The organism is Pseudomonas sp. RIT-To-2 (genome assembly GCF_029623465.1).
In the GTDB taxonomy this organism is placed as follows: Bacteria; Pseudomonadota; Gammaproteobacteria; order Pseudomonadales; family Pseudomonadaceae; genus Aquipseudomonas; species Aquipseudomonas silvicola.
Genome location: NZ_JAPYKM010000017.1, coordinates 111,655 through 123,598 on the forward strand (window position 1 = coordinate 111,655; position 11,944 = coordinate 123,598).

General features: G+C 59.2%; 12 protein-coding genes. 5 read left to right on the top strand and 7 right to left on the bottom strand.

The window, feature by feature from the left end; translation table 11 throughout:
• Window positions 1-54: 54 nt before the first annotated feature.
• A complete protein-coding gene (locus QBK88_RS17055; RefSeq protein WP_268145483.1) occupies window positions 55-1,221 on the top strand; it encodes a 1-acyl-sn-glycerol-3-phosphate acyltransferase in 1,167 nt (388 codons plus the stop codon).
• A gap of 126 nt (window positions 1,222-1,347) precedes the next feature.
• The gene (locus QBK88_RS17060) at window positions 1,348-1,554 is read left to right on the top strand and encodes a hypothetical protein (RefSeq protein WP_268145486.1); all 207 of its coding nucleotides are present in this window, start codon (window positions 1,348-1,350) and stop codon (window positions 1,552-1,554) included.
• A gap of 60 nt (window positions 1,555-1,614) precedes the next feature.
• Here QBK88_RS17060 and QBK88_RS17065 read toward each other — a convergent pair whose 3' ends face one another.
• Window positions 1,615-2,199 carry a YajG family lipoprotein gene (locus tag QBK88_RS17065; protein ID WP_277962957.1) on the bottom strand — a complete coding sequence of 195 codons (585 nt, stop codon included), beginning with the start codon at window positions 2,197-2,199 and terminating at the stop codon, window positions 1,615-1,617.
• Window positions 2,200-2,942: 743 nt separating this feature from the next.
• On the opposite strand from QBK88_RS17065, the gene mqo reads away from it, so the two are divergent.
• Entirely contained in the window at window positions 2,943-4,454 is a 1,512-nt protein-coding gene (gene mqo / locus QBK88_RS17070) for a malate dehydrogenase (quinone) (protein ID WP_277962958.1), read from the top strand.
• 62 nt (window positions 4,455-4,516) lie between these two features.
• Here the strand turns inward: mqo and QBK88_RS17075 are convergent, their stop codons facing one another.
• The 3 genes from QBK88_RS17075 to QBK88_RS17085 all read right to left on the bottom strand — a co-directional run bounded on the left by QBK88_RS17075 (window position 4,517) and on the right by QBK88_RS17085 (window position 6,077).
• A complete protein-coding gene (locus QBK88_RS17075; RefSeq protein ID WP_158153598.1) occupies window positions 4,517-4,804 on the bottom strand; it encodes a PA4642 family protein in 288 nt (95 codons plus the stop codon).
• A gap of 91 nt (window positions 4,805-4,895) precedes the next feature.
• Window positions 4,896-5,366, bottom strand: a complete 471-nt coding sequence (locus QBK88_RS17080; RefSeq protein WP_277962959.1) for a hypothetical protein — start codon at window positions 5,364-5,366, stop codon at window positions 4,896-4,898.
• Between the two features lie 153 nt (window positions 5,367-5,519).
• Window positions 5,520-6,077, bottom strand: coding sequence for a hypoxanthine-guanine phosphoribosyltransferase (locus QBK88_RS17085; protein WP_268145495.1), 558 nt, complete (start codon window positions 6,075-6,077; stop codon window positions 5,520-5,522).
• Window positions 6,078-6,241: 164 nt separating this feature from the next.
• On the opposite strand from QBK88_RS17085, the gene upp reads away from it, so the two are divergent.
• Both upp and QBK88_RS17095 read left to right on the top strand, forming a co-directional pair.
• Window positions 6,242-6,880, top strand: coding sequence for a uracil phosphoribosyltransferase (gene upp, locus QBK88_RS17090; RefSeq protein WP_158158374.1), 639 nt, complete (start codon window positions 6,242-6,244; stop codon window positions 6,878-6,880).
• Window positions 6,881-6,882: 2 nt separating this feature from the next.
• The gene (locus tag QBK88_RS17095) at window positions 6,883-8,145 is read left to right on the top strand and encodes a uracil-xanthine permease family protein (protein WP_158158373.1); all 1,263 of its coding nucleotides are present in this window, start codon (window positions 6,883-6,885) and stop codon (window positions 8,143-8,145) included.
• Between the two features lie 876 nt (window positions 8,146-9,021).
• Here the strand turns inward: QBK88_RS17095 and QBK88_RS17100 are convergent.
• From QBK88_RS17100 to QBK88_RS17110, 3 genes are all read right to left on the bottom strand, one after another.
• On the bottom strand, window positions 9,022-9,528 hold the full coding sequence (locus QBK88_RS17100) for a DUF6392 family protein (protein WP_277962960.1): 507 nt from the start codon (window positions 9,526-9,528) through the stop codon (window positions 9,022-9,024).
• Between the two features lie 772 nt (window positions 9,529-10,300).
• Window positions 10,301-10,591: a hypothetical protein gene (locus tag QBK88_RS17105; RefSeq protein ID WP_277962961.1), complete on the bottom strand. Its 291-nt coding sequence runs from the start codon at window positions 10,589-10,591 to the stop codon at window positions 10,301-10,303.
• Window positions 10,584-11,944, bottom strand: a 1,361-nt coding sequence (locus QBK88_RS17110; RefSeq protein ID WP_277962962.1) for an S-type pyocin domain-containing protein, incomplete at its 5' end; no start/stop codon positions are given. The genes QBK88_RS17110 and QBK88_RS17105, both read right to left, overlap by 8 nt.

An 11,944-nucleotide genomic window follows, 5' to 3' on the forward strand; every position in this document is an offset into this window, starting at 1 on the left:
AGGGCTATCGCTAGACCCTTACCTTATTACCCTAGCCGTTTCCAACAAGAGAGCATGATGGGCGAATTCGATGCCATCCGACCGTACGACGACGCCGAGGTCCCTGCCGTTCTGGCACGCCTGCTGAGCGACCCGGCGTTCCTCGATATCCTCACCCACTTCCGCTTTCCGCGCATGGCCGGTGCATTCGGCTGGCTGCTCAAACCACTTATAGCTCATCGGCTGCGCAAAGAGTTCGCCGGCATCCAGAGCGTGGCCACGCTGCAGGACAAGGTCGAAGTCTACGTCGACCACACCATCGACCGTGCCACCGACGGTGTGACCTACACGGGCGTCGAGCAATTCAAGTCCGGCAGCGCCTACCTGTTCCTGGCCAACCACCGCGACATCGTGATGGACCCGGCCTTCGTCAACTACGCCGTGTACCACGCCGGGTTGCCCACGCCGCGCATCGCCATTGGCGACAACCTGCTGCAGAAGCCCTTCGTCAGCGACCTGATGCGCCTGAACAAAAGCTTCATCGTGCACCGTTCGCTCAGTGGTCGGCGCGAGAAGCTGGCCGCCTATCAATTGCTGTCGGCCTACATCAACCACTCGATCCGCAACGACTGCCAGTCGATCTGGATCGCCCAGGCCGAAGGCCGCGCCAAGGACGGTGATGACCGCACCGACTCGGCCATCCTCAAGATGTTCCACATGAGCCGCAAGGACGAGGCGTTCGGCGAGGTGATCCAGTCACTGAACCTGACCCCGGTGTCGATCAGCTACGAGTACGACCCCTGCGACCTGGCCAAGGCTCGCGAGCTGTACACCCGCGCCACCACGGGCAGCTACACCAAGGCCCCCGGCGAGGACGACATCAGCATCGCCCAGGGCATCACTGGCTATAAAGGCCGGGTGCACATCAACTTCGCCCCGCCGGTGAGCCAGGCGTTCGAGGACACCAAGCAACTGGCGGCCGAGATCGACCGGCAGATCCTGGCCGGCTACCGCCTGTTCCCGGCGCATTACCTGGCCTACGCGCAGTGGGCTGATGCCGATGCGAGCCTGGCGGTACCTGCCGCCAGCGAAGTATTCGGCGCCGAAGAGCTGGAAAAGGCCCGCGCCGAATGGGCGCGCCGTCTGGAAGCCTGCCCGGTGGAGCAGCGGCCCTACCTGGTGCTGCAGTACGCCACGCCTGTGCGCAACCAATACCGCGTGAAGGCCGGCCTACCACTCTGACAAGCAGCGGTCCTGGCCGTGTCATGCATGCCGCGGCCACGGCCCCTCGCGACAGCTGTGGGCGTCATACGGCCGTCATCAGAACCGGTCACTCTGTGCACCCTCGCCCACGACATGGAGCTTGTCATGTTGCATGCACAGAACCAGGACCGCCTTTACCTGATCCCCCCGAGTGACGAGCAGGAAGCTCTGATCAATGGCTTGTCTTTCAACGTTCACGACCGCCACTGGCTGGTGTACTGCGCCCTGGCCGGCTGCGCCCACGATGACGGGCCCGAACTGGATGCCGACACCGGCATCAGTTTCCTGGAGTTCTATGTGGAAGCCGCCTGAACCGCGGCCATGAAAAAGCCCGCGCCCCCCATGAGGGAGCGCGGGCTTTTTGCTCAGGGATCAGTTGCTCAGGGTACGGCCGATGCTCGGGTCCTTGAATACCCGGGTCAGCGCGTCGCTCAGCACATCGCTGACCAGCTTGGTGTTGGTGTCGACGTTCGGCGCCATGCCGAAACGCTGGTTCAGCGAAGCACCGTAGGCACCCGCGTAGTGGCGGCCGTTGTTGTTCACGTCAGCCTTGAAGTTGGCGCCAATGGTGGCCTCGGTCACGTACATGCCTTCCTTGGGCGACTGGTAGCTCAGGCTGGCCAGGGTCACGGTCAGCACTGGCGCACCGCCCGCATTGGCCGAAGGCGTATAGCCCAGCAGGCGCACGGCGGCTTCAGCCTGGGCTTGCAGCTTGGGAATGATGTCGTTGGCCTGGACAGTCACCGAGCTGGTTTCAGGGTACAGGCCGCCACGGGTGCCCAGCACCGGCGACGGACGGCCGTCCACCACACGCACCACCACTTGCTGGCCCTGGCCGACAGGAGCCAATTGCGAAGTCAGCACGGGTTGCGGGCTGAGTTGCTGCGGACTGTTGGCACAACCGGCCAACGTCAGGGTGGTCACAGCGATCAAACCGAACAACAGGCGTTGCAACATGCTCATCTCTCCAGAATAGGCATTGATAGTGCGGCAGTATAACGGGCGGCGCATGCCGGGAACCAGCGTTCAAGCGCGGCCTGAAACGGCAGGAAGGGTGCGATAATCGGTCACGGCGGTGCCGCTTGACGCCCATGGCAAGAAAACTCCAGGAATAAGGATCTTTTCTGCGCGTTTCATCGTTATAATCTCCCCCCGATTATAAGGACGTCTCCTGATCGGGCCCCGCAACGCCGCTGATGCCCTGCATCCAGCCCACCCAATGCCCACAGAGAGCCGCCCACACAGGCCATTCGAAGCCGGTGTGCCCGCGTTTTCGGCACTTCGCCCTTCGCTGGACCTGCCGCTGCCCGCGTCTTCATGGCAGCCTTTTTGAGGTTCACGACTCCAAAAGAGCGTGAAAAAAACGGTTTTCACAACTTCACAAGAGTGTGGCGAGCAAATGAACAGTTTTGCATCTGTACATGCATCAACAACGTCCGGTTCAGCACCGTACGGTCGGCACTGCCGCGCCTGCCAGTCAGGAGCCTGAGGTCGATTGAACTGCAACGCGGGCGCCTTGACCTAAGTCGAATTGCCTGCCGGCCCTTGAAATGAGTTCATAGGGACTTGTTGGACCGGTTGGTAGCGTCCGCGCGAGCTTGCGAATTTTGCGAAAAGTCGGACATGGCATTCCTGGCCTGCTGATGGTGTACCGGGAGCCGTGCTGTCAATTTGGTGCTGAAGATTTTGGAGACGCGTTAATGGCGCATAACGAAGCAGTCGACGTGGTATTGGTAGGGGCCGGCATCATGAGTGCCACCCTGGCAGTACTGCTCAAAGAGCTGGACCCCACGATCAAGCTGGAAGTCGTCGAGCTGATGGACTCCGGTGCCGCGGAAAGCTCCAACCCGTGGAACAACGCCGGTACCGGCCACGCCGGCCTCTGCGAGCTGAACTACACGCCGCAGGCCAAGGACGGTTCGGTCGACATCAAGAAAGCCGTGCACATCAACGCCCAGTTCGAGGTGTCCAAGCAGTTCTGGGCCTACCTGGCGAAGAAAGGCACTTTCGGCTCGGCTCGTGCCTTCATCAACCCGGTGCCGCACCTGAGCTACGTCGAAGGCGACAAGGGTATCGACTTCCTGAAGAAGCGCTATGAGATGCTCAAGCAGCACCATGCCTTCGAAACCATGGAGTACACCGAAGACAAGGCGAAGATGAACGAGTGGATGCCGCTGATGATGCCTGGCCGCCCGGCCGACCAGCACATCGCCGCCACCCGTGTCATGCACGGTACCGACGTCAATTTCGGGGCCCTCACCAACAAGCTGCTCAAGCACCTGGCCAGCGGTGCCGACGCCCAGGTCAAGTACTGCAAGCGCGTTACCGACCTGACCCGCAACGGCAGCGGCTGGACCGTGACCATCAAGGACGTCAACAGCGGCAACAGCCGTAAAGTCGACGCCAGGTTCGTTTTCCTGGGCGCCGGCGGCGCGGCCTTGCCGCTGCTGCAGCAGTCGGGCATCGAGGAAGGCAAGGGCTTCGGCGGCTTCCCGGTCAGCGGCCAGTGGCTGCGCTGCGACAACCCTGAGGTGGTCAAGCACCACCAGGCCAAGGTCTACAGCCAGGCCGCCGTGGGCTCGCCGCCCATGTCCGTGCCGCACCTGGACACCCGCGTGGTAGACGGCAAGACGTCCCTGCTGTTCGGCCCCTACGCCGGCTTCACCACCAAGTTCCTCAAGCACGGTTCGTTCCTGGACCTGCCCAAGTCCGTGCGTGCCGGCAACATCGGCCCGATGCTGGCCGTGGCGCGGGACAACATGGACCTCACCAAGTACCTGATGAGCGAAGTGATGCAGTCCATGGAGCAGCGCCTGGAATCCCTGCGCCGCTTTTACCCCGAGGCCAAGGCCGAGGACTGGCGCCTGGAAGTGGCCGGCCAACGGGTGCAGATCATCAAGAAAGACCCGAAAAAAGGCGGCGTGCTGCAGTTCGGCACCGAGCTGGTATCGGCGGCCGATGGTTCGCTGGCGGCCCTGCTGGGCGCATCCCCTGGCGCCTCGGTCACCGTGTCGATCATGCTGGACCTGATCGAGCGCTGCTTTCCCGAGCAGTATCGCTCCGAAGCCTGGACCACCAAGCTCAAGGAAATCTTCCCGGCCCGTGAAAAGGCCCTGGAAACCGACGCGGCGCTGTACCGCCGGGTAAGCGCGCAGAGTGACGCAGCGCTGGAATTGGCGCCCGCCAACACCGCCGCCGAACACTACGCTTGATCGTGTAGGCGCTGGCCATGAAAAAACGCCCCTCGGGGCGTTTTTTCATGGCCGGGGGCAAATCAGCCGCGGGCTTTCTCGATGATCTCGATGTATTCCGGCGCGTTGCGCTGGTCACGGATCAGGGCGATGAAGTCATTGCCGTGCTCGTCCTTGCCGTTCAGGTCATAGCCGGCCTCGACGAAGAAGCCCACGAAACGCTCGAAGTCATCGACGCGCAGCCCACGGTAGGCCTTGATCAGCTTGTGCAGCGACGGCGAAGTGGCGTCGACCGGTTCGAACTCCAGGAACAACTTGACCTGCTCGTCGCCGATTTCATCACCAATCAGCTGCTTCTTGTCTTTACGCATTGCCCACTCCAACTTCGCTGCTATGGGGGTGGGAGCGCCCGCCGGCCAGCTCCCACAAAGAGCGCGAGTTTACCCCCGCCGGCCTGACGGCTCAACGCGCGCGTTCGGCGCCGGTGTGCAGGTCGGCCCAGATGTGGCCGTTGGGGTAGCTGAGGAATTGCACATACACCGTGTCATTGCGCAACAGGTCGACAATGGTGCGGTACTGGCCCAACGGGTAGTTGAGGGTCAGGGTCTTGCTGGCCTCGTCGAACGCGGGCTTCTTCAGGCTTTTGCTCTCGGCATCGAAGGTCAGCAACACCTGGGCGATGGTCGCGCCCTTGTTCAGCGGCTTGCCCTTGAGGCGCACCAGTAGCGAGGACGTCACCGGAATGGGTTGCTGATTGGACTGGCGCTGGTTGCCCACCACCACCGAATAGTCAGTCACTTGCAGCAGTTGCTGTTGCTCGGGTTGCTCCTTGCGCAGGCCCAGGTCATCGGGCGGCAGGAACTGGGAATGCAGCGGCGCGGCGGCCAGGGGAAGGCTGGTAAGCAGGACAAGTGCGGCGATCATCAAACGCATGGGCGAGCTCCTGAAGGGCAGCTCAGCACTCTAGCAGATACATCCGGGAGCCACCTCTCTGTGTAGCAGTGGCCGCCAAGCCGCGTCCCAGCCGCCGGAGGGCGTCGGACTCGGCGTGGCAGCCGCCGCTAGAAGAAACCGGCCGATGCGGTATTACATGCCTTTCACGGCATAGATCCCGGCCGCATTGCGCCAGTAACCTTTGTAATCCATGCCATAACCGAAGATGTAGCGGTCGATGCACGGCAGGCCCGAATAGGTGGCCTTAAGGCCCGGGCTGGCCTTGCGGTCGTGTTCCTTGTCGATCAGCACGGCGGTGTGCACGGCACGGGCGCCGGCATGCTTGCAGAAGTCGATGATGGCGCTCAGGGTGTGGCCTTCGTCGAGGATGTCATCGATGATCAGCACGTCGCGGTCTATGAACGACACTTCCGGCTTGGCTTTCCAGAACAGGTCGCCGCCGCTGGTTTCATTGCGGTAACGGGTGGCGTGCAGGTAGCTGGCTTCCAGCGGGAAACGCAACTGGGTGAGCAGTTTGCCAGCGAAGATCAGGCCACCGTTCATCACGCAGAAGACCACCGGGTTGCTGTCGGCCATCTCGGCCGTGATCTGTGCGCCCACACGGACGATGGCCGCCTCGACTTCTGCTTCGGTGTACAGGCAGTCGGCTTCGTCCATGACTTGACGGATATGCTCGAGATCAGCGGACATGACGCTCTCCAAAGGGGGGGTGGTCTGAGAAAAGCGGGCAAAGGTACGCATCCGCTCGGTACAGATCAAGCTTTTCTGGACTAACGTCCAGTATGTCTGCACGACAGTGCCACCTGAATAGATTAATCTAGCGCGATTTTTTTGCCCGCCCGGAGTCTTTCCCCATGCCAATCCTCGAGATTCGCCACCCGCTGATCCGCCACAAGCTCGGCCTGATGCGCCGTGCCGACATCAGCACCAAGAACTTTCGCGAGCTCGCCCAGGAAGTCGGCGCGTTGTTGACCTATGAAGCCACCAAGGACCTGCCGCTGGAAACCTACGACATCGAAGGCTGGTGCGGTACCGTCCAGGTCGAGAAAATCGCCGGTAAAAAGATCACCGTGGTGCCGATCCTGCGCGCCGGTATCGGCATGCTCGACGGCGTGCTCAGCCTGATCCCGGGTGCCAAGGTCAGCGCCGTGGGCGTGGCCCGCAACGAGGAAACCCTGGAAGCCCACACCTACCTGGAAAAACTGGTGCCCGAGATCGACGAGCGCCTGGCCATGATCATCGACCCGATGCTGGCCACCGGCGGTTCCATGGTCGCCACTATCGACCTGCTGAAGAAAGCCGGCTGCAAGGACATTCGCGCCATGGTCCTGGTCGCTGCCCCCGAAGGCATTGCCGTGGTCGAGAAGGCCCACCCGGATGTACAGATCTACACCGCCTCGGTCGATGAGCGCCTGAACGAACACGGCTACATCATCCCTGGCCTGGGCGATGCCGGCGACAAGATCTTCGGCACCAAGCAGAAGGACGCCTGAGCATGGTCGACGAGTTCAACGACCCGCTCTGGCGCCAGGTACTGTCCGGCGCGCAAATGCTCTTCGTGGCCTTCGGCGCCCTGGTGCTGATGCCGCTGATCACCGGCCTGGACCCCAACGTCGCGCTGTTCACTGCCGGCCTGGGCACCCTGCTGTTCCAGATCGTCACCGGCCGCAAGGTACCGGTGTTCCTGGCATCGAGCTTCGCCTTCATCACTCCCATCATCCTCGCCAAGGGCCAGTTCGGCCTGGCCGAGACCATGGGCGGGGTGATGGCCGCCGGGTTCGTCTATACGTTCCTGGGCCTGGCCGTGAAGATCAAGGGCACCGGTTTCATCGACAAGCTGCTGCCTCCCGTGGTGATCGGCCCGGTGGTGATCTCCATCGGCCTGGCCATGGCGCCGATCGCGGCCAACATGGCCATGGGCAAGGCCGGTGACGGCACCGAACTGCTGCCGTACAGCACCGCCATGTTCATCTCCATGCCAGCGCTGCTCACCACCTTGATCGTCGCGGTATTCGGCAAGGGCATCTTCCGCCTGGTGCCGATCATCGCTGGCGTGCTGGTGGGCTTCGCCCTGTCATTCGCCTTCGGCGTGGTCGACACCGTCAAGATCGCCGCCGCCCCGTGGCTGGCACTGCCACACTTCACTGCGCCGGCGTTCAACTGGCAAGCCATCCTGTTCATCGTGCCCGTGGCACTGGCACCGGCCATCGAGCACATCGGCGGTGTCATCGCCGTGGGCACCGTGACCGGCCGCGACTACCTGAAAACCCCAGGGCTGCACCGCACCCTGCTGGGTGATGGCATCGCCACCACCGCCGCCGGCCTGTTCGGCGGCCCGCCCAACACCACCTACGCCGAAGTCACTGGCGCGGTGATGCTGACCAAAGCCTACAACCCGAAAATCATGACCTGGGCCGCGATCTTCGCCATAAGCCTGGCGTTCATCGGCAAGTTCGGCGCCCTGCTGCAAAGCATCCCGGTGCCGGTGATGGGCGGCATCCTGTGCCTGCTGTTCGGCTCCATCGCCGCCGTGGGCATGAACACCCTGATCCGCCACAAGATCGACCTCAGCGAAGCCCGTAACCTGGTGATCATCTCGGTGACACTGGTGTTTGGTATTGGTGGGGTGCTGATCGGCACCGGCACCGGCCCGCACGACTTCGGGCTGAAAGGGATCGCGCTGTGCGCGGTTGTAGCGATTGCGTTGAACCTGCTGCTGCCAGGGAATGGGGAGTGGAAGGAGAAGGTGGGGGAGTGATCTTCTAACCTGATGCTTTGCTGCATTCGACGCCGCTATCCGCAAGTGACGCGATAGCGGCGTTTTCATTGGGTGGCAGACGCACCCAAAGTGGCGCGGGCACTCGGCGATCAATTTCTTGCAGTTTATACCGCCTTCAACCGGACGCGGCAGTGGCCCAACCTGACGTTACTAAAAAGTTCTTCCTCGGCTGCGCACACAGGACACCCCGACAGACGTCAGCATCGAGGCAGGTGTACGCACCATCACCTTCTGTGGCAATGAAACTAAAACCCCCAAGACCGCACAAAAGTGAGTCAGGGGGCGAGGAGGATTGACTAATCCATCAAGATGGCGGAACCAAACCTCGACCAACCTTGAACTAAGTTATTGCATCAAAGCGCTAGTCAATGAGATTTGGCGCCGACCCCGCATCGCCAGATTCGCTGAACCGAGAGATATCCACGGGAGTCCAATTCACACCTTTAACATATCGAGCACCAGTCGAATCGTGCTGTATCACACCTCGGTCTACTAACCCCTTCACTAATCTCAAGACTTCGACATTACCTAACTTTGGACTACGATGCCACGTCAGCATCCGATCAATATGCGGGTAGTCCATCCCAGTTTTCAAACCCGCCAAAAATCTAACGACTTCCTCAGGCGACAAGCCATCCACAATTGCCTTGAAATTCATCATTCGTACCCCTTTTGTTTTTCCTTCGGCAACTGCTGGACGCTTGACAGGCAAAAGCGACTCTCGCAATACTCGTACTTTAAAGCACCAGACATGCACCGTTAGTGCCGCAAGTCACGTCTGAGCGCTTGCCGCTAACTAGCTATTTGGCACTATGGGGCCAGCCACCTCATTGCAAGATGTGGCCATTGGAATGCTCATAAAACCAAAAGCCCCGAACACGCACAGTAGTTAATACTGTAAGGCACGCCCCTTCTCAAAGGTGATGGACTCAACACATCACTCAATGTGTATCGCACCATCAGGGATATCACTTCACCGTCTTTCATTACGTAATTAAACCCGTCCCATCCACCCACCATGCCTACCGGCTTTGGAAGTTGCACCGGGCCTACCGCCTCCACAGGCTTTCCCAAACTGGCCCTGACCTCGGCTTTATTACAAACACCTTCCAGGTTACTTGGCAGCGTCCCTTGATAGGAAAGCCCCCTTAATTCAGACGCCTGCGTAATCACATGAACCCGTTGAAGAATCTCGTCATCGAGGTCGAATTCCAGCGCCACGCCGGTAACAGGATAGAGGCAAAGCACCTGTGCGCCCGAATAAAGCCCAACGGGGCGCTGATTAGTTAAGGTGCCATTTTCCGCAAGCACGCCCCATCGTTTACCCAGTCCATTAATGTAATCAATTATGGAAACCGTCATGTGACCAGCCCTCATTTTTTCCGCCAACGCCTAGAGTTCTCGACGTGCCTGTTCAGCTTGTTCAGCAGGCCTACCATACTTCGGACGGCCCGGCACCTTCTTCCACTCTTGTATAGCGCTGCGGCACTGACACTCCTGGAATAATAATGGTCTTGATTAAACCATTTGTATGCGCGACGACTCCGATACGGAAGAGGGTCTAATCCGAGTAGGACGTAGGAACCACTAAACTATATCTGTTGAAGTTTCCTACAATGTCAGCTACTTCCCACGCCGACAGAAACTCAACCGCCATGACGTGAGCGCTTGCCGGGCCGAGAACAATGTGGAGGGACGACGAACTGATCATGGAGACCAACGAGCTTGGTTCCATAACGAGGGGATAGGATGCCGATGCTTGTACTTGTGGCGCTGGGCGGCAGGTCGAGAACGAGGTGGAGCGTGGGGTCAGGCAGACCGCGCTACCTAACTCTCAACCTTCGCCCGCGCCTGCCTGCTTGACAGATAAAAGCGAGTATCCCAAACCGCCTACCAACTTCATAATCAGTATTACTCATCAGACAGCATTTTGAGTTTTACGCGGTTCCGCCGCCCCTAAATCAGCTTGCTGCATCCAAGCTAATCGAGACTAAAAACTGGACATGCCGCGAGCTATTTATCATATCGATTACGTAGAAACCTCCTAAAATTTAAGCAAACCCCAGCCGCCCGCGGCTGGGGTTTGACACACTGGACATCAGCCACTCGCGTTAGCGATTTTACCTAGACGTCATCAAGGCTCAGGCAAGTCACTTGGAGGTTTTGATTTTTTTGCCCTTGAGGTATCCACTGGCGTCCACTTTGCGCCTTTAACATAACGCCCAAGGGTTCCAGAATAAACTATGACCTCCGCGTCGACCATATCATCCAGTAACTTCATGACCTCGACCACTCCCAACTTTGGCAAGCGAACTTGCGTTAATAGTCGGTCAAGATGCGGATAATCAATACCATTCTCAGCACCCGCGAGCACCCGGGTTATTTCCTCGGGAGTGAATAAATCTAAATAGGCTAATCTACTCATAGTTGAACTCCTTATTCATCTGAAGATTTAGAGCATCAATAGCTTCCGCAGTATAAAACTGAGTCGTATCATCACGCAACCTGAAGTCTTCCAAAGTAGCTGCATGAGCACTATTCCAAATCCCAGAAGCCGCCGCTGGCTTAACACCATCTGGCACCCCTAAAACCCGATATCTTTCAAGCTCTCTAATTTCATGCGTGTAATACTTTTTATCAATATCCGAAGTTTCTAAGCGACCCGCAAGTATGTCCTCCAACCTTCGAATCATGACCTCATTGTCTGCACTTTTACCAAACCTTCCAGTATGAAGCTTAACCAAACCAATACCTTCTGCATCGACGCTGGCATCTTGCCAACTAAGTTTTGCAATGGCACCACCGGTCTTGTCGGAATGATAGGCGCGACCACTATAGGTGCCCACAGTATCCGTATCACCGTATGGCTTGCTAAAAACAACCAACAACGGCGGCAGCCCAGAATCCTTTGGGAAAACCAGGATAATATTTTGCGTACCCTCCAGTTGGTGTAAGGGGAGTCGCTCTATATCGACCACAACAGGGTCAAGGGTCACACCTTCATAATTCGGACTCTCAACAGGATGTTCGCCAGGCGTCGAAGTGAATGAAGGAATATCACCACCAGGCGGTGCAATCGGTGTAAACATGAAAATACGGGAGGGTGAGTCCATTTTCACCGAGAAGGCATTATTAGCTGCGTCGAATTGCGCAGCCCAAACCTTCGCAGTGCTGGGAACAACATGGCCATCCGGTTTAACAATGGAAACGCGCGCTCTATCCCCGACCCAATCAGTGACAAGGGTGTAGGGCAACTCGATCACCCCCCCTGCAGCGCTAACACGCTGTAAGTCGAGACTCTCAATGGGCATGACATCAGATAAAAGTGTACTGATGGACAAGGAACGTTCGTGCTTCGCGACTAGGACTGCCGCTGTCACCACGACTACTCCAACCACCACTCCCACCACTACTACCGGGGAGCCCAATACAGACAGGACGGTGCCGGTACCAGCTACCATTGCCCCTACCGCTGCTCTAATAGCTCCTTGTAACGCGGCGCTGGAGGCAGCAGGCAACAACATCTGACGTGCACCTGCTTGAGCTAATGCGGGAAGCCCTGCTGCAACGCCGTATATGTAGGTGTTTCCAGGAACAACCTGTTTTACTGGTACGCCCGCCGGTTCTGGGGCTTGTTGCTCCGCCGCCGCTCGCGCCGCCTCCTGCGCCTGTTGCTCCGCCGCCGCTCGCACCGCCTCCTGCGCCTGTTGCTCTGCCGCCGCTCGCGCCGCCTCCTGCGCCTGTTGCTCCGCCGCCGCTCGCGCCGCCTCCTGCGCCT